This window comes from Mangrovimonas xylaniphaga (genome assembly GCF_001280435.1).
In the GTDB taxonomy this organism is placed as follows: domain Bacteria; phylum Bacteroidota; class Bacteroidia; order Flavobacteriales; family Flavobacteriaceae; genus Mangrovimonas_A; species Mangrovimonas_A xylaniphaga.
Genome location: NZ_LBIP01000013.1, coordinates 1,920,299 through 1,938,794, shown reverse-complemented (window position 1 = coordinate 1,938,794; position 18,496 = coordinate 1,920,299). Strand labels below are relative to the sequence as shown.

The window sequence follows — 18,496 nt, the reverse complement described above, 5'->3', positions numbered from 1 at the left end:
TTCGGTAAAATTAAGGAAATATATGGAAGCAGTATTATACTTATCTTTGATTATTAGTGCATCTTGGGAGGTTTGGCTTGCGCAAGTTTCCCATTGAAAACTATAAGCAACAGAAAGCCCTTTAGCGTCACTATGAAAAAACGCATTTTAGTCATGCCCCTTAACTGGGGATTGGGTCACGCCACCCGCTGCATTCCAATTATCCGTGCTTTATTAGCCCATAATTTTGAACCTATCATTGCTTCCGATGGTGATGCTCTGGCTCTTTTAAGAAAAGAATTCCCCAATTTGGAATCCTTGGAACTGCCTTCTTATAAAATTCATTACGCAAAAAAGGGACAGTGGTTCAAACTGAAATTGATTGCCAATGCCCCAAACATTTTAAAGGCCATACAAAACGAAAACAAGATGGTCGACCAGATCATTGCAACCCACAATATTGACGGTATCATTTCAGACAACAGACTTGGGGCCTACTCCAAGAAAGTTCCTTCGGTAATTATTTCCCACCAATTACGAGTATTAAGTGGCAATACCACCTGGTTCAGTACGCGCATGCATCAATCCTACATTAAGAAGTATAACGAATGTTGGGTTCCGGACAGTTTAAAATCACCAAATTTAAGCGGGCAATTAGGCCATGTTGATAATTTTGAAATCCCCTTAAGATATCTGGGGCCTATTAGCCGTTTTGAAAAACAGGACTCCAAAGATGTCTATGACATCATGGTATTATTGTCGGGACCAGAACCGCAACGTACCCTTTTGGAAGAAAAAGTTTTGGAGCTTTTTAAAGACCAGTCTATCAAAACTGTTTTTATAAAAGGGGTGATGGATGAGCAGCAAACCTGTGAACAAAAGGGCAATATGACCATTTACAATTATATGAGCAGTGACCAATTGGAAGCCACCATCCACCAAAGTTCGCTTATTGTATCCAGATCTGGATACACTACAGTTATGGATTTGGCCAAACTGGGCAAAAAAGCCTTTTTTATTCCAACTCCTGGTCAATTTGAACAGGAATACCTTGCCAAAAGATTGGACAGCCAAAAATTGGTACCGTATTGCAAACAAGATGATTTTAACCTAGAGCAGTTGCAGCGGGTGAATGCCTACCAAGGACTTTCTGAATTGGAATACGATGTGAATTACAAAAAGCTATTCAGCCTTTTCAAGGGTGAATGAAAATTCACTTCCAACACCAATTTCACTCTCTACATAAATCTTTTCGTCATGAGCCTCTATGATATGCTTTACGATGGCAAGACCCAACCCAGAACCTCCTTCTTTACGAGAGCCACTCTTGTCTACACGGAAAAAGCGTTCAAACAATCTCGGGATATTTTCCTTTCCAATACCTTCTCCGTTATCGGTTACCCTAACAATTACTTTATTCTTGATTAGGTTTTCGATACTCACTTCCGTAGTTCCTTTATCGCGTCCATATTTTATAGAGTTTACAATAAGGTTTGTAAGTACTTGTTGAATACGTTCCTTATCGGCCCTTACCATCACTGGAGACGTATAATCCATATCAAAAACCAAAGATATTTTCTTTTTGGCCGCCTTCATTTCCAACATGTCGAAAACGTTCTCCACCAACTCCACAATATCAAAAACCTCAACGTTCAAACTTAGATCACCAGCTTCCAATTTGGTAATCATATCCAAATCGCTCACAATATAGATGAGGCGCTCCACACCTTTATTTGCTCTTTCCAAGTACTTTTCACGAATTTTCTTATCGTTTTGAGCACCATCAATCAAGGTTTCCAAATACCCTTGCACCGTAAACAAAGGGGTTTTAAGCTCATGGGCAACATTTCCCAAAAACTCCTTTCGGTATTCTTCTCGCACCTTCAAGGTTTCAATCTCCAGCTTCTTATCCTTGGCATACTTGTCTATTTCATGGGTAAGCGTAGCCATATCGGTAGTAATGGGCTGTTTTCTTAAAGAGGCAGATTCCAATAAAGTTAAATCATCATAAATCTTTTTAACCCTACGGTATATAAACCGCTCCACACGGTATTGGATCACAGCAAAGGAAAACAGATAGGAAACCACTGCAAACCCCAAAATTAACACCCACCAATATTCTAGATTTGAGGTATATAAAAAAACACTCATAAAGAGCGTTAAAAAAAGTGTAATGTATGTAGAAGTTCTAATAGCGAACTTATACGATTTCTTTATTTTTTTCTTCTGCATTAATCTACAAACTTATAGCCTACTCCTTTAACGGTTTTAAAGCTATCATCTCCTATTTTTTCTCTCAGCTTTCTAATATGGACATCGATCGTACGCCCTCCAACAACAACTTCGTTCCCCCAAACCTTATCCAGTATTTCCTCTCTTTTAAATACTTTCCCAGGTTTAGTTGCCAACAAAGATAATAGTTCAAACTCTTTTCTAGGCAAAACGATTTCTTCTCCCTTAACCGAAATCTTGTACTCTTCTCTATTGATGGTCAAGTTACCAACTTTCATCACGTTTTCAGCGGAATCCTCCTCCTTCAAACGTCTCAATAAAGCCTTTACTTTACTAATCAATACTTTTGGCTTGATAGGCTTGGTGATATAATCATCGGCTCCAGCTTCAAAGCCTGCCACTTGGGAATAATCTTCTCCTCTAGCCGTAAAAAACGTAATGATGGTTTCGCTTAATTCTGGAACCTTTCTGATTTGTTCACAAGCCTCAATTCCGTCCATTTCAGGCATCATTACATCCAAAATGATCAACTGAGGCTTTTCAGCCTTGGCCTTTTTAACAGCCTCAAGACCGTTTTCTGCCGTAATCACCTGATAGCCTTCAGAACTAAGGTTGTATCCTACAATTTCCAAAATGTCCGGTTCATCGTCAACCAGAAGAATTTTTATGTCCTTTTTTTTCATCGGTTTTGTTGTAATCTTTTCAGCGTCAAAGATAAAACTAATAACAAAAATTTATACTTCGTTACACAATGATAACATTAAGATAACTTTTCACTTACCCTTAAATAATCTCCTACAAAGTTCCCATTTTTTTTCGAATAATTTCAAACTACAATTTTTAACCCTCAATTTAAAATCAACGTTAATTTATTGTAAAATAAGCATTTATATTTTCATTTCATCAAAATCGTTCTGTTTTCTGTTTATATTTGTAGGAACAGCATTACTAATTTAAACACTGAAATTTATGAAAAAAATTTACTTTTTAGTATTTACGCTTACTACAATGTTATCTTTTGGCCAGGATATGGTAATATCCGGCGTTTTTGATGGTCCATTATCGGGTGGTCTACCTAAGGTTGTCGAGCTTTATGTTATCAATGATATTGCCGATTTATCCCTTTACGGTTTTGGTTCTGCCAACAATGGAGGAGGTACCGATGACGAAGAAGTCACTTTTTCTGGATCTGCCTCAGCTGGAGAATATCTTTATATTGCTTCAGATGAAACTTCTGTTGTAGAATACTTTGGAATTACCCCAGATTTCATTTCAGATGCTGCCAATGTAAATGGCGACGATGCTTTGGAATTATTCTTCAACAGCTCTGTTATTGACACTTTTGGAGACATCAATACAGATGGAACTGGAGAGGCTTGGGAATATTTAGACGGATGGGCTTACCGTGTTGACGGAACTGGACCTGACGGTAGCATTTTTGTGTTGGGCAATTGGACCTATAGCGGTCCCGATATCACAGATGGCTGTACCAGCAATGGCACCTGCGCTTCTGTGTTCCCAATTGGCACTTATAGCACCGAAGGTTCCACTGCTCCAAGTTTAACCATTCTATCTCCTAGCAATGGAGAAGAATTTATCCCAGGAACGACCTCCGTAACCCTTTCCATAAGTGTCCAAAACTTTGTGGTTGGCAATCCCGGAGAAGGCATCGATGGTCATATTCACTGGACTATAGATAATGGTGAAGGCGCTGTTTCCCAACCTATGAAATACGATACAGACGATGTTAGCATTACTGTAACCAACGGAGGCGAATATGTTGTTGAAATGATTTTGGTTGACAACAACCACGCTCCCATTAGCCCTGTGGTAAGTGCCACGGTTGAATTTGATGTTGAAGAAATAATGCAAGTAGAAAATCTAGCCGCTTTGAGAGATGATGTACTAGCTAATGGAGATGAGCATTATTACGAATTATTGAGTACTCCCACCATTACTTACACCAGAACATTCAGAAATCAAAAATACATTCAAGATGCCAGCGCCGGTATTTTAATTGACGATAATGCAGGTATCATAACTACAAGTTTTACAGAAGGAAATGGCATTAGCGGACTTGTTGGCCAAGCGATTGAATATAACGGTGTATTGGAACTTGTGCCAATGCAAGACGCTTCTGTAGCAACAGGAAGTGCCGTGACTCCAGAAATTGTAACCATCGCCACCCTTTTAACAAATTGGGAAGATTACGAATCGGAGTTAGTGGAGATTGTTGATGCCACATTTACAGATGCCGGAGCAACATTTGCTTCTGCCAGCAACTACGACTTAAGTGATGGCTCTACTATCAATTTCAGAACTAATTTTAGTGAAGCCGATTATATTGGTACTACCATTCCTTCTGGAGCAGTTCCTGTTGTCGCGTTGGTAAATGAATTTAACGGCACACCACAAATCACTTCTAGAAGCTTGATGGACATGACACTTTCAGTAAATCAATTTGAAAATCTTGAGTTTTCCCTTTACCCTAATCCTACAAACTCTGGTTTTGTGACTATTTCCACCGCTTACCAAGGTGATATTTCAGTAACAGTTCTTGATATGTTGGGTAAAAATGTATTTAACTCCGAAGTTTTAAATGGACAACTAAATGTGAGCACTCTAGCCCCTGGATTGTACCTTTTGAAATTGGAACAAAACAATGCTTCAGTTACCAAAAAACTGATCATCAAATAAGGAAACTTCATCCGAATCTTTAAAAAGCGTTGCCATGGCAGCGCTTTTTATTTTTACCTACTTTTGTTACCATGATATCAGCCCAAGACATTTTCGGGATACAAACTCAGGAAGAGTTTCAAAAAGTAGCCCTGGACGTTTTTAAGTTTCAATTCAAACACAATACAGTATACCGATCCTTCTGCGATTTGCTGTACATCCACCCAAGCGATATTTCAAACTATCGGAACATTCCTTTTCTGCCTATCCAGTTTTTCAAGTCGCATGAAGTATTGAGCAGTAAAGAAACCATTCAAAAAACATTTAGCAGTTCGGGCACCACCGGATCAATCACCAGCAAACATTATGTTACCGACCTTTCTATTTATGAACAAAGTTTTAGAAAGGGGTTTGAACATTTTTACGGCCCTGTTGAGGACTATGTGGTTTTGGCCTTGTTACCTTCCTATTTGGAACGCGACGGTTCATCGCTCATCTATATGGTGAACGATATGATTAATCAATCCAAACACCCTGAAAGCGGCTTTTACCTTCATAACCTGAGCGATTTAAAAGAGAAACTTTTGGAGTTGGAAGCTCAACAAAAAAAGACTTTACTCATAGGGGTTTCCTTTGCACTTTTGGATTTGGTGGAATCCTTTCAATTCGATTTAAAACACACTATTGTTATGGAAACTGGCGGAATGAAAGGCCGCAGAAAGGAATTGATTAGAGAAGAACTCCATCAAATTTTGAAAAAAGGGTTTGGGGTTGAATACATCCACAGTGAATATGGTATGACGGAATTATTAAGTCAAGGTTATTCCAAAGGGCAAGGTATTTTTGAATGCCCTCCTTGGATGCAAATCCTTACTCGCGATCCTGAAGATGCGCTTACTTTAGTAGACAATCATAAAACCGGAGGTATCAACGTGATTGACCTTGCCAACCTAAATTCTTGCGCTTTTATTGCCACTCAAGATCTTGGCCGAGCCTATCCAAACAACACTTTTGAAGTTATTGGTCGTTTCGATCATTCAGATATTAGAGGCTGTAATTTAATGGCGCTGTAAGGTTCATAAATTTTTACCGACCAAGGGTTTGCTAAGAAAAAAGCAAATTTATTTTTTTAGTTGGTTGGTTAATTGAACGCCCGGTTTTGCTTCCGGGCGTTTTTTTATGCTACTAACTTAATGATGTAAGTGTTTTTCTTCCCTTTGTTGATGATGATATACTGTCCGTGGATCAAATCTTCTTCACTCAAGATGTAATCTTCCTTCACTTTTTCTTTGTTCACCGCCACCGCATTTTCCTTAAGTGCTCTTCTAGCTTCACTGTTAGACCCTAAGAATCCTGTTTTGGCTGAAAGCGCCGCAATCATATCCAGGCCTCCTTCCGCAAATTCTGCTTTAGAAATCTCCGCTTGCGGCACGCCTTCAAACACATCCAAAAAGGTACTTTCATTTAAAGTTTGAATGTCTGCCTTAAAGGTTTTGCTGAACAAGATATTGGAAGCTTTTATGGCATTTTCCAATTCTTCTTTCGAGTGTACAAATGTGGTCACTTCTTCTGCCAATCGTTTTTGAAGGATTCTTGCATGTGGTATTTCCTTGTGTTCTGCAATTAGGGCTTCAATAGTTTCCTTATCTAAAAAGGTAAAAATTTTAATATACTTTTCAGCATCCTCATCGGTGGTGTTTAACCAGAATTGGTAGAATTTATACACCGAAGTTTTATCGGCATCCAACCATACATTTCCGCCTTCAGACTTCCCGAATTTAGAACCGTCTGCCTTTGTAATCAATGGACAGGTCATAGCGTAGGCCTTGGCCTCTTCCCCAACATTCATACGACGCACCAACTCCGTTCCTGTAGTAATATTTCCCCATTGGTCACTTCCTCCCATCTGCAACAAACAATTGTAGTTTTTATACAAATGGTAAAAATCGTATCCTTGAATCAATTGGTAAGTAAACTCAGTAAAAGACATCCCAACACTTCCCTCATCACCGGACAAACGTTTTTTAACAGAATCTTTGGCCATCATATAGTTAACCGTAATACGCTTTCCTACCTCACGAGCAAAGTCGATGAACGAAAAGGTCTTCATCCAATCGTAGTTGTTAACCAATACAGGCGCATTGGCTTCTGTAGAATTGAAGTCCAAAAATCTAGACAGCACACCTTTTATACCTTCCACGTTGTGGTTCAAGGTTGCTTCATCCAAAAGGTTTCTCTCATCGCTTTTCCCTGAAGGATCTCCAATCATTCCTGTAGCTCCACCTACCAACGCAATTGGTTTGTGGCCAGCTTTTTCCAAATGCACCAATAAAATAATCGGCACCAAACTTCCTATATGCAAAGAATCTGATGTGGGATCAAACCCAATATATGCAGTAGTCATTTCCTTATTCAACTGTTCTTCGGTCCCGGGCATCATATCATGCACCATTCCTCTCCATCTCAATTCTTCAACAAGCTTATTTGCCATAATATTTTCTATTGATCACTTATTTTTCGCAAAGATAAAAATCAATGTAGAAATCCTCATGCTTTATGAATAATTCTTTACTTTAGTTCCATGGTTTTAGTCACAGGAGGCACAGGTTTGGTAGGGTCGCATTTGCTCTACAAACTCATCAGTAACAATGAAAAAGTTAGGGCTATTTACAGGAATCCCGAAAGTCTTTCTTCCGTTAAAAAGGTTTTTTCATATTACTCGCAGGATTCCGAAAAACTGTTTGATGCCATTGAATGGATTAAAGCCGACATTACTGACATTCCATCCTTAGAAATCGTTTTTCAAGGAATCACACAGGTCTATCATTGTGCAGCCTTAGTGTCCTTTGCTCCCAACGACTATTACAAACTTCGAAAAATAAATATTGAAGGCACTGCCAATGTGGTCAATTTATGTTTGATCAACCGCGTTTCAAAACTATGCTATGTCAGTTCTATTGCCACGGTTGGCAAACCTCCAAAACCAGAGATGCTTATAGACGAAACTACGCCTTGGAACCCAGAAGATGATAACAGTGTGTATAGTATTACCAAATACGGCGCCGAAATGGAAGTTTGGCGGGGCTCTCAAGAAGGTTTGGATGTGGTTATGGTAAATCCAGGGGTAATTATAGGTCCTGGCTTTTGGAATGGAAATGGTAGCAGTGGTCTTATTAGAAGGATCCATAAAGGCATCCCTTACTATACTACCGGTACAGGTGGCTATGTAGATGTGGAGGATGTTGTAAACATTATGCTCCAATTGATGCACAGTGAAATTACCAACGAAAATTTCATTTTGGTTTCGACCAATCTTCCTTTTAAGGATTTTCAGTATAAAATAGCAACGGCCTTAGATGTAAGCCCTGCAAAAAAGGAACTTCCACAATTGTTTTTGGAAATGGGTTGGCGATTGGACTGGCTTAGACATAAACTCACTGGTGCCAACAGGCAACTTTCAAAGCAAATGGCCAAAACCGTTAGAAACACTTCTTTTTACGATAGCTCAAAAGTAAAAAACACCTTAAACTACACCTTCAAGGATATTGATACAAGTATAGAGGGTGTTTGTCAATATTTTTTAAAAGACCTTTAATAAGAGACGTCAATCTATTTGTGGTAATCCAGGCTTTCTTAAAGTGGCCTTTTTTATTGAATCTACATCAATCTTTTTATCGGTTTTGGTTGCCCTTACAGAATCCCTTGCCTTTTTAACCGAATCTTGTTGACGTGTTTTCTCGCTTTCCTCTACTTCCCTTATAGAATCAAAATGGTTCTTTTGAACATCGATGCGTTCCTCAACTCTTTTAATAATGGCATCATAGGTTTCGGTATCATACGCATAATAGTCGTTACTTTGGGCAAACTGCAAACTATCAATACCATGCTTTTTGAATACATAATCCTCTGGATGGATTCCTTTATCCTCTAAAGTTTGTTTTTTCATGGACTTGGCTGCATTCATCAAAAAAACGTCATATAAAATATCCGACATCTTTTCTTTAGCAATCAGGTTGTCTGGCTTTTTAGGCCTTTGCTCATCCTTACAGCCCCAACAGCAAGCAAGTAACAGAGAAAAAATCAGTAGTTGCTTCATCTATCAAAAGTTAATCGCTTGGCAGCTTTCCCGTTGGTAAACTTAAAGTTATTATATACCAAACTACCGTTTACAAAGGTGTGGGTTATGCGGGATTTAAACGTAGTTCCCTCAAACGGCGACCAACCACATTTATAAAGAATATTCTCTTTTTTTACAGACCATGGGCTGTTGATATCTACGATAACCAAATCGGCAAAATAGCCTTCACGGATATATCCTCGTTTTTCAATTTGGAACAAAATGGCCGGATTATGGCACATCTTTTCTGCAATTTTCTCCAATGATATTTTTTCTCTGTGATAAGCCTCAATCATGGCAACCAAAGCATGTTGTACCAAAGGCCCTCCCGAAGGGGCTTTGGTATACACATTTTTCTTTTCTTCCAAAGTATGAGGCGCGTGGTCTGTAGCAATCACATCAATACGGCCATCCAATAAGGCTTTCCAAAGTCCGTCCCGATCCTTGGCCGATTTTACGGCTGGATTCCATTTAATAAACGTTCCTTTCGTATCGTAATCTTCATCACTAAACCATAAGTGGTGCACACAAACTTCAGCGGTAATTTTCTTCTCCTTAAGTGGGATTTTATTGGTGAACAGTTCTGTTTCTTTTGCTGTGGACAAATGGAAAATATGCAATCTTGCCCCTGTTTTCTTTGCCAATTCAATAGCTTTTGAAGAGGACAAATAACAAGCCTCCTCACTTCTAATTGCTGGGTGGAACTTGATTGGAATATCATCTCCATACTTTTCCGTATACTTGGCCATATTTGCCTTGATGGTTTCTTCGTCCTCGCAGTGTACGGCAATCAATAAATTGGTACTGCTGAAGATTTTTTCCAAGGTTTTTGGATCGTCCACCAACATATTTCCTGTAGAAGAACCCAAAAACAATTTCAAAGCAGCAACATTCTTTTCATCAACTTTTAAAATCTCCTCCAAGTTGTCATTGGTACCACCAAACATAAAGGAATAATTAGCATGAGATTTTTCGGCCGCAATGGCAAATTTCTCCTCCAATTTTTCAATGGTAGTAGTTTGCGGAACCGTGTTGGGCATTTCAATAAAAGAAGTAATCCCTCCTGCAATAGCCGCTTTGGATTCCGACTCAATATCTGCTTTATGGGTCAATCCTGGCTCCCTAAAATGCACTTGATCATCGATAGCGCCAGGGAAGACATAATTCCCTTCGGCATCAATCACCTTTACCGTAGATGATTTTGCACTAATGGAATCTGCAATCTCCTTGATATACTCTCCTTCAATTAATATGTCTCCTTCAAAAATTTTGCCCTCATTAACAATCTTGGCATTTTTAATAAGTACCGTACTTGCTTTCATACTATTTCCCAACTAAGCTTTTTAATTTCATATTCAACACCCCAAAAATGGCTTCGGAAATGATGCCACTGCTCATTTTCGATTTTCCTTTGGAGCGGTCCGTGAAGATCACGGGCACTTCTATTATTTTAAATTTTTTAAGATACGCTTTAAATTTCATTTCAATTTGAAAAGCGTAGCCCACAAATTTGATGCCATCCAGATTGATAGCTTCCAGGACTTGCCGCTTGTAGCATACAAAACCTGCTGTGGTATCCTGCAGTTTCATCCGGGTGATCAGCCTTACATATTTCGATGCAAAATAGGACATCAACACCCTGCTCATAGGCCAATTAACCACATTCACACCTTTAATGTAGCGTGAACCAATGGACACATCGGCACCTTCAATGGCACAGGCATTGTAAAGCCTTACCAAATCCTTGGGGTCGTGCGAGAAGTCGGCATCCATTTCAAAAATATACTCGTACTTCTTTTCCAAACACCATTTGAAACCATCTATATAGGCCCTTCCCAACCCTGTTTTGCTCTCACGCTTTAACAAAAATAAGGAATCTGGAAACTCCTTTTGAAGTTCCACTACCTTAAGTCCTGTTAAATCTGGGGAGTTATCATCAACCACCAAAATATCGAAGGCCTTGTCCTGAGTAAATACGGCCCTGATTATGGCCTCAATATTTTCAATTTCGTTATAGGTTGGTATGATGACAATGGCATCCCTCATGCAATCAAATTTTAGCAAAAGTAAGTTTTTTAAAGTATTATTTTTATTGAAAAGTCCTTAATTAAAAGTTAAACAGCTAAAAAATTCTTAGTAATTTAGCGCTATGTTAAGAGAGGTTGTTTCCAACGAATGGTTTACTATTTTAATTGTTATGAGTTTAAGCTTTATAGCAATGGCCAAATTTATGTTCGAGCACCGTTTTTACGACTTTCTAGTCCTTATTGGGAATTCCAAATATTTAAAAATCTACGGAAGAGACCAAAAATTTGTGGATGGCTTTGACACCCTCCTTTTTTTGAACTTGATTATTTCGGTGTCCATTTTCACCTACATAACCTACTCTACACTCATAGACCCTGCCAATTTCAACTTGATAGGCTTTTCAAAATTACTTATCGGAATTGGAGCATTGCTGCTTATAAAAATTCTGTTGGAACGTCTTTTGGGCAGCCTTTTTGAAATTGATGACGCCATGGACCAATACCTGTTCCAAAAGACCAGTTTCAAAAACTTGAGCGGTCTGTTTCTATTGCCAATCAACATCTTACTAATATACACCATTGCCCCATCAAAAGCCGTTATTTTTGGCACCTTAGGGCTGATGGTACTTATCAATATCATTGGATTTGCAACCACTTTCAAGAGCCACCAAAATATGATAATGAATAACTTATTCTATTTTATTTTGTATCTTTGCGCACTTGAAATTGGTCCTTATCTAATTTTATATCACATATTAATCAATTACTAAGCTTAAACCTATACCAAAGCCTATGAAAGTGAAAACAATTTTAGTGTCGCAACCAGAACCTAAAATAGAAAATTCGCCTTATTTTGATCTTCAGGAAAAACAAAAAGTAAAGATAGACTTCCGCCCTTTTATTCATGTTGAGGGAGTTCCTGCCAAGGAAATCAGACAACAAAAAGTAGATTTGAGCCAATATACTGCTATTATACTTACCAGTAGAAATTCTGTGGATCACTTTTTTAGAGTAGCTGATGAGATGCGCTTTAAAGTGCCAGATACCATGAAATATTTTTGCCAGTCTGAAGCCGTGGCTTTTTACTTGCAAAAATACGTAGTGTACCGTAAGCGTAAAATTTATGTTGGAAAACGCACCTTTGCAGAACTTTCTCCATTAATTAAAAAATACAAGGACGAAAGTTTCCTATTGCCAACTACCGACAAATTGAAGCCGGAAGTGCCAGATACCATGAATGCCCTGAACGTAAAATGGAAAGAAGCCGTTTTCTACAGAACCGTTATCAGCGACCTTTCGGATCTTGAAGACGTGTTTTATGACATTTTAGTGTTCTTTAGCCCATCTGGTATTGAATCATTATTCCACAACTTCCCAGATTTCAAACAGAACAATACGCGCATTGCCGTATTTGGAAATACCACCATAAAAGCCGTGGAAGAAAAAGGACTACGTGTAGACATTGCCGCACCAACTCCTGAAACACCATCCATGACTATGGCCTTAGAGAAGTATATTGAAAAAGTGAATAAGGGAAAATAAACCTTTACTCTTAACCATAAAAAAAGCGATTCAAAATTGAATCGCTTTTTTATTTTTCTTTTTCATATTTATAGCATCTAGAAGGCGTAACGTTGCGGCCCTCCTCTTCTAATTTCCTCGTTTGCGTAGCTTTCAAACTTCTTGAAGTTTTCCCTGAATGCATTGGTCAACTTAAAGGCCATCTTGTAGTAAGCCTCATCATTGTTCCAGGTAGTTCTTGGACTCAACACTTCGGTTGGCACTCCAGGACAGCTTCTTGGTTGTGCAACCCCAAACACTGAGTGGATGTGGTAATCGTCATATGAATACAATCCTAAATCACCGTTCAATACGGCATTGATCATCGCTCTAGTGTATTTCAATTTCATTCTGGTTCCAACACCGTAAGGACCTCCAGTCCAACCTGTGTTTACCAACCAAACGTTCACACCTGTTTCTTTCATTTTTTTGCTCAACATTTCAGCATACTTGGTTGGGTGCAATGGCATAAAAGGCGCTCCAAAACAAGCTGAGAACGAAGGCTGAGGTTCCAACACCCCAGCTTCAGTACCTGCCACTTTAGCTGTATAACCCGAGATAAAATGGTAAGCAGCTTGAGCAGGAGTCAATTTTGAAATAGGAGGCAATACCCCAAACGCATCGGCAGTCAGGAAGAAAATGTTCTTAGGATTTTTCCCTATAGAAGGTTCTTGAATGTTATTGATATGTTGGATAGGATAACTTACACGTGTATTTTGTGTAATGGAAGTATTGGAAAAATCAACCACGCCATTCTCATCCAAAATCACATTTTCAAGAATAGCTCCCTTTGTAATGGCTTTGAAAATATCTGGTTCATTTTCTTCGCATAGGTTAATAACCTTGGCATAACATCCACCTTCAAAGTTGAACACCGTATTTTCATTGGTCCAACCGTGCTCGTCATCTCCAATCAATTTTCTGTTTGGATCTGCCGAAAGGGTTGTTTTTCCAGTTCCAGACAATCCAAAGAAAATAGCCGTGTCACCTTCTTCACCAACATTGGCACTACAGTGCATGGGTAAAGTGTTCTTGTAAACTGGCAAAATAAAATTCAATGCAGAGAAGATTCCCTTTTTGATTTCTCCAGTGTATCCGGTACCACCAATTAGAGCCACTTTTCTGGTAAAATCCAAAATTGCGAAGTTGTGTTGGCGGGTTCCATCCACTTCAGGATTAGCCATAAAACCTGGGGCATTTACAATGGTCCATTCTGCTTCAAAACCTTCCAATTCCTCCTCGGTAGGACGCAAAAACATGTTATAGGCAAACATGTTGCTCCAAGGATATTCATTGATCACACGAATGTTCAATCGGTAGTTATCATCGGCGCAGGCATAACTGTCGCGCACAAAAACTTCCTTTCCTGAAAGGTATTCTGTTACTTTATTGTATAATTTTTCAAACTTGTCAGACTCAAAAGGAATATTGATATCCCCCCACCAAACTTTGTCTTTGGTAATCTCGTCTTTTACGATAAAACGGTCTTTTGGAGATCTTCCAGTAAACTCTCCTGTATTGATTGCCAACGCTCCAGAGGAAGCTTCCACTCCCTGTCCTTTGGCAATTGTAATGTTGTGTAATTCTTCTGGGGATAGTTGATACTTGACCTTAGCATTCTTGATTCCGTAGCCATCTAGCGAAATCGTTTTCGTAGTTTGGGTATTTTCTACCATAATTTTGTTTGTGTTGTTTGTTCCGCAAAATTAACAACAATATTTTAAAGTACCACCTAAAACCTTATTTATCGGTTTTTAATTTAAAAAAGTCCCAGAACATCAAGCCCCAAGAGACTATCAAAAGCAGCCCTCCTATTGGGGTGATAAAACCTATCGTTTTGAAGTTGAACCCTGTAAGGTCATTGGTGGCCAGGCCATAAATGGATCCTGAAAAAAACAGGATGCCAACCATGACTAAATAGAACATTATTTTTTTGGTTTTAGGTTGAATAAATTGAGTACTTCCCACAAATAACAGCAATAAAGCATGGTACATTTGATAACGCACCCCAGTTTCAAATGTCTGCTGTGCGTCTACAGCGATTAATTCCTTTAAACCATGGGCGCCAAAGGCCCCTAAAACTATACTAATGCCTCCCAAAAGCGACGCTGCAATCAAAATGGTTTTATTCATATATTTTAAAAATTTGGTTTTTAATGCCTTAACATTTTATTACATTCGTAACAAAATTAACTAACTATTCTCATTATGCGAAAGATTTTAGTGATTGGTTCAGGGAAATCTGCTTCTTACCTGATCAAATATTTATTGGACAAATCCGACGAAGAACAACTTTTTGTAATCGTTGGTGACGTAAACTTTACCAACGCAAAAAAACTGATCAATCATCACCATAATGCCCAGGCCATAGTTTTGGATGTAAAGGATAAAAAGTCACGACAATCCGCTATTCAAAATGCCGATATCGTCGTGTCCATGCTCCCGGCTAGAATGCATGTAGAGATTGCCAAAGACTGTATTTCGTTCAACAAAAATATGGTAACCGCTTCCTATGTTAGTGAAGAAATGCAGAATTTGGACAAAGTCGCTAAGGAAAAAGACCTCATTTTTATGAACGAAGTTGGGGTAGATCCAGGAATCGACCATATGAGTGCCATGAAGGTCATAGATCGCATTAGGGAACAGGGTGGTAAAATGTTGTTATTTGAATCCTTTACAGGTGGTTTGGTTGCCCCTGAAAGTGACAATAACCTATGGAACTACAAATTTACGTGGAATCCACGTAACGTGGTTTTGGCAGGTCAAGGAGGCGCGGCCAAGTTTTTACAGGAGGGCACCTTCAAATACATTCCTTATAACCGTCTTTTTAGACGTACGGAATTTTTGGACATTGAGGGTTATGGTCGCTTTGAAGCCTATGCCAATCGCGACTCCCTAAAATACCAAAGTGTCTATGGTCTTGACGACGCCATCACACTTTATAGAGGTACTATTCGTAAAGTTGGGTTTAGCAGAGCCTGGAACATTTTTGTGCAACTAGGCATGACCGATGACGAATATACTATGGACGGCAGTGAGCATATGAGCTATCGCGACTTTGTAAATGCCTTTTTGCCTTATAGTCCTACAGATTCGGTGGAACTAAAACTTCGCCACGCCCTTAAAATAGATCAGGATGACATTGTATGGGACAAATTAGTGGAACTAGATATCTTTAGCAGCACTAAAAAAGTTGGTTTGAAAAAGGCAACCCCTGCCGAGATCCTTCAAAAGATTTTGGAGGATAGTTGGACCTTGGGCAATGACGACAAGGACATGATTGTGATGTACCATAAGTTTGGCTACGAACTCCATGGAAAGAAACATCAAATAGATGCTACTATGGTTTGTTTGGGTGAAGACAAAACCTATACTGCCATGGCAAAAACTGTAGGACTCCCTGTAGCTATTACAACTTTGGCAGTCCTAAACGAAAAAATCACAAGGCCTGGGGTGCAAATACCAATCCATAAAGATGTGTATGGCCCCATTCTTCAAGAATTGGAACAATATGACATTGTGTTTAATGAATACGAAGTCCCTTACTTAGGTTATAATCCGTTAATACTTTAATGAAAAAAGGCAATAAATTGACGGCTGTTTGTTAACTTTATACTTTTAACCTGATAAATAGGTTTCAATTTTTCTGTAAACACATGATTTGCCATGAAAGTCGTCAATCAAAATATCCAAATAGACGGTATCGATAAAAAGATCCTCAGGGCACTTATGGAAGATGCCCGAACTCCCATTTTGGAAATTGCCAGACAAGTAGGCATTTCTGGGGCAGCCATCCACCAGCGTTTACGTAAATTGGAAAAGTCTGGATTGATTGCTGGCTCCAAGTTCATTATCAATCCTAAAATTTTAGGATATACCACCATGGCCTTTATTGGGATTTATCTGGATAAAGCCGTTAGCAATCCCGAAGCCGTAAAACAACTAAAAAAAATACCAGAGGTCATCGAGTGCCACTACACAACCGGAAACTGGAGTATTTTCATTAAAGTCCTTTGTAAGGACAACGAGCATCTTATGCACCTTCTAAATAAAGACATTCAATCCATTACTGGGGTTTCCAGAACCGAAACCTTTATTTCCTTGGCACAGCAAATCGATAGGCAGATCAATGTATAATTTGTCTGTCCTCAGATTCAAGCATCATAAAAACAATAATTATTTCATAAAAGAAAGAGAGCCCTTAATCAAGGGCTCTCTTTTTACAATTGTAGATAAAATTCTCTAGTCTCTAGACATTAAAATACGTAATACATACCAAAATAAAAGCATTAGGGACGCAAACAGACCCAAGGCTGCAGGAATGTAATCGTCTGGAGTGTATTTATTCACCAAGTTGGATGTTTGGTATAAAATGGTCCCTCCCGCCAATAAGCACATAGCCACAGAAAACCATAAACCCAAATTGAATCCAAAAATAGCTCCAGCAATTATCAAACCAAGAGCAATAAAAAAGCCGATGGTCAAACCTGTTCTCAAGAAGGAGAAATCTTTTTTGGTCAAGAAAACCACCGCCGACAAACCCGTGAACAATGACAAGGTAACAATAGCCGCTTGATTAAGTAATTCAGGCCCCGATTGGGTAAAATTGATGGCCATATAAATCAATGGCACAAAAATAAGGGCCTCTGCCAGGATATAAATTCCAAAAGCAAGGTATTGCATATTTTTATCCTCTGAACGCATTGCGGTACTCTCGGCATAATTGGCCACCAACATAAAGCCTCCTAATAATAATAGCCATTTAAAGCCATCCATCATAGAAAACATAAAGTTGACAACAGCATCACTTTGCAATAAAAGGTATTCAAAAAGAATAAAGGCCAATACACCCCCTGCTACATGGGTATAGGTCTTTTTGTAAAACTCAACACGGTCGGTTTCTGCCAGTTGGTTCAACAAGAATTTGGGTTGAACATTCTGTTCCATAAAATATAAGTTAGTTTATTGGTTTAGATTTTGAAAGTAGCAAAAAAAAGTCAGATGCGATCATCTGACTTTAATTTTTATAAGATTGACCTTACTAATCACGGCCACCAAATACCTGCATAGCCCAGTACAATAAGGAAGCTAAAGCGCCAATAGCAGCTACCAAATAGGTCCGCGCCGCCCATTTTAAGGCATCTTCAGAACCTGCATACTCCTCAGGTGTAAGCATATGTTTGTTTTTCAACCATGCCAAAGCTCTGTTACTGGCATCATATTCTACCGGTAAGGTAATAAAGCTGAAAAGCGTTGCTGCTCCCATAAATACCAAGCCCAATATGGCTATCCAAAAGCCCATACCAACACCAGCTGCAGCCCCTAATACCAAGCCTCCAATCACCAGCCATTGCGACATGCCCGAAGTGACACTTACCACTGGCACCAAAGCCGAACGCATTTGCAAGGCTTTATATGCCTGAGCATGCTGTACCGCATGTCCACATTCGTGAGCTGCCACAGCAGCGGCGGCGGCATTTCGTTGACTGTACACCGCTTCACTTAGGTTCACCGTTTTATTCTTTGGATTGTAATGATCTGTCAATTGTCCTCTAGTAGATATCACCTGAACATCTGTAATACCATTATCGGCCAACATTTTTTCGGCAATTTCCTTTCCACTCATGCCATTTCTTAAGTGAACTTTAGAGTACAGTTTAAATTTCTGTTTTAATTGATTACTTACTAACCAACTTACCAATGCAATCCCACCAATAAGTAAGTAATACCCCATATATCCGCCCATAGTTTTTGAGTTTAAAATTTGTTCTATAAAGATAACAAAAAGCAGGCCATTTTATGGTAAGGAAATTTTGTCAGTTACTCACATAATCTGACGGCCATCCACCAATTCCTCTAAATTTTTGAAACTCAATATAATTTCTATATTTGTAGAAATATTTTT

General features: G+C 38.9%; 18 protein-coding genes. 8 read left to right on the top strand and 10 right to left on the bottom strand.

Annotation, left to right across the window (positions count from 1 at the left end; translation table 11 throughout):
* The first annotated feature begins 132 nt into the window (after window positions 1–132).
* On the top strand, window positions 133–1,188 hold the full coding sequence (locus ZA06_RS08545; protein WP_053976946.1) for a glycosyltransferase: 1,056 nt from the start codon (window positions 133–135) through the stop codon (window positions 1,186–1,188).
* Here ZA06_RS08545 and ZA06_RS08540 read toward each other — a convergent pair.
* Complete coding sequence (locus ZA06_RS08540) at window positions 1,162–2,211, bottom strand: sensor histidine kinase (RefSeq protein WP_053976945.1); 1,050 nt, start codon at window positions 2,209–2,211, stop codon at window positions 1,162–1,164. The genes ZA06_RS08545 and ZA06_RS08540 overlap by 27 nt on opposite strands.
* Window positions 2,211–2,894 (bottom strand): response regulator transcription factor, encoded by a 684-nt coding sequence (locus ZA06_RS08535; RefSeq protein WP_053976944.1) that lies wholly within the window; start codon window positions 2,892–2,894, stop codon window positions 2,211–2,213. The genes ZA06_RS08540 and ZA06_RS08535 overlap by 1 nt, the downstream gene beginning before the upstream one ends.
* A 286-nt stretch (window positions 2,895–3,180) precedes the next feature.
* Between ZA06_RS08535 and ZA06_RS08530 the strand changes: the two genes are divergently transcribed.
* Both ZA06_RS08530 and ZA06_RS08525 read left to right on the top strand, forming a co-directional pair.
* Window positions 3,181–4,908, top strand: a complete 1,728-nt coding sequence (locus ZA06_RS08530; protein ID WP_053976943.1) for a T9SS type A sorting domain-containing protein — start codon at window positions 3,181–3,183, stop codon at window positions 4,906–4,908.
* Between the two features lie 71 nt (window positions 4,909–4,979).
* Complete coding sequence (locus ZA06_RS08525) at window positions 4,980–5,960, top strand: LuxE/PaaK family acyltransferase (RefSeq protein WP_053976942.1); 981 nt, start codon at window positions 4,980–4,982, stop codon at window positions 5,958–5,960.
* A 104-nt stretch (window positions 5,961–6,064) separates the two neighbouring features.
* Here ZA06_RS08525 and tyrS read toward each other — a convergent pair whose 3' ends face one another.
* A complete protein-coding gene (tyrS, locus tag ZA06_RS08520) occupies window positions 6,065–7,378 on the bottom strand; it encodes a tyrosine--tRNA ligase (protein WP_053976941.1) in 1,314 nt (437 codons plus the stop codon).
* Between the two features lie 90 nt (window positions 7,379–7,468).
* Here tyrS and ZA06_RS08515 point away from each other — a divergent pair, with 90 nt between their 5' ends.
* Window positions 7,469–8,482 carry an NAD-dependent epimerase/dehydratase family protein gene (locus ZA06_RS08515; protein WP_053976940.1) on the top strand — a complete coding sequence of 338 codons (1,014 nt, stop codon included), beginning with the start codon at window positions 7,469–7,471 and terminating at the stop codon, window positions 8,480–8,482.
* A 9-nt stretch (window positions 8,483–8,491) separates the two neighbouring features.
* Here the strand turns inward: ZA06_RS08515 and ZA06_RS08510 are convergent, their stop codons facing one another.
* The 3 genes from ZA06_RS08510 to ZA06_RS08500 are packed head-to-tail and all read right to left on the bottom strand — an operon-like array spanning window position 8,492 to window position 11,050.
* A complete protein-coding gene (locus tag ZA06_RS08510) occupies window positions 8,492–8,983 on the bottom strand; it encodes a DUF4296 domain-containing protein (RefSeq protein ID WP_053976939.1) in 492 nt (163 codons plus the stop codon).
* Window positions 8,980–10,326, bottom strand: a complete 1,347-nt coding sequence (locus ZA06_RS08505; protein WP_053976938.1) for a dihydroorotase — start codon at window positions 10,324–10,326, stop codon at window positions 8,980–8,982. Before ZA06_RS08505 ends, ZA06_RS08510 begins: the two co-directional genes overlap by 4 nt.
* Window position 10,327: 1 nt before the next feature.
* Window positions 10,328–11,050 (bottom strand): polyprenol monophosphomannose synthase, encoded by a 723-nt coding sequence (locus tag ZA06_RS08500; protein WP_053976937.1) that lies wholly within the window; start codon window positions 11,048–11,050, stop codon window positions 10,328–10,330.
* Between the two features lie 103 nt (window positions 11,051–11,153).
* Here ZA06_RS08500 and ZA06_RS08495 point away from each other — a divergent pair, with 103 nt between their 5' ends.
* Both ZA06_RS08495 and ZA06_RS08490 read left to right on the top strand, forming a co-directional pair.
* A complete protein-coding gene (locus tag ZA06_RS08495; RefSeq protein WP_053976936.1) occupies window positions 11,154–11,801 on the top strand; it encodes a DUF4271 domain-containing protein in 648 nt (215 codons plus the stop codon).
* Window positions 11,802–11,823: 22 nt separating this feature from the next.
* On the top strand, window positions 11,824–12,573 hold the full coding sequence (locus ZA06_RS08490) for a uroporphyrinogen-III synthase (protein WP_053976935.1): 750 nt from the start codon (window positions 11,824–11,826) through the stop codon (window positions 12,571–12,573).
* Window positions 12,574–12,650: 77 nt separating this feature from the next.
* On the opposite strand, the gene pckA is transcribed toward ZA06_RS08490, so the two are convergent.
* Both pckA and ZA06_RS08480 read right to left on the bottom strand, forming a co-directional pair.
* The gene (gene pckA / locus ZA06_RS08485) at window positions 12,651–14,267 is read right to left on the bottom strand and encodes a phosphoenolpyruvate carboxykinase (ATP) (RefSeq protein WP_053976934.1); all 1,617 of its coding nucleotides are present in this window, start codon (window positions 14,265–14,267) and stop codon (window positions 12,651–12,653) included.
* Window positions 14,268–14,331: 64 nt separating this feature from the next.
* Window positions 14,332–14,724 carry a DUF423 domain-containing protein gene (locus tag ZA06_RS08480; protein ID WP_053976933.1) on the bottom strand — a complete coding sequence of 131 codons (393 nt, stop codon included), beginning with the start codon at window positions 14,722–14,724 and terminating at the stop codon, window positions 14,332–14,334.
* Between the two features lie 75 nt (window positions 14,725–14,799).
* Between ZA06_RS08480 and ZA06_RS08475 the strand changes: the two genes are divergently transcribed.
* Window positions 14,800–16,164, top strand: a complete 1,365-nt coding sequence (locus ZA06_RS08475) for a saccharopine dehydrogenase family protein (protein WP_053976932.1) — start codon at window positions 14,800–14,802, stop codon at window positions 16,162–16,164.
* Between the two features lie 93 nt (window positions 16,165–16,257).
* On the top strand, window positions 16,258–16,728 hold the full coding sequence (locus ZA06_RS08470; RefSeq protein ID WP_053976931.1) for an Lrp/AsnC ligand binding domain-containing protein: 471 nt from the start codon (window positions 16,258–16,260) through the stop codon (window positions 16,726–16,728).
* 105 nt (window positions 16,729–16,833) lie between these two features.
* Here the strand turns inward: ZA06_RS08470 and ZA06_RS08465 are convergent, their stop codons facing one another.
* Together ZA06_RS08465 and ZA06_RS08460 are read right to left on the bottom strand one after the other, a co-directional pair.
* A complete protein-coding gene (locus ZA06_RS08465; RefSeq protein ID WP_053976930.1) occupies window positions 16,834–17,538 on the bottom strand; it encodes a Bax inhibitor-1/YccA family protein in 705 nt (234 codons plus the stop codon).
* Between the two features lie 94 nt (window positions 17,539–17,632).
* A complete protein-coding gene (locus tag ZA06_RS08460) occupies window positions 17,633–18,337 on the bottom strand; it encodes a zinc metallopeptidase (protein WP_371328827.1) in 705 nt (234 codons plus the stop codon).
* Window positions 18,338–18,496 lie beyond the last annotated feature (159 nt).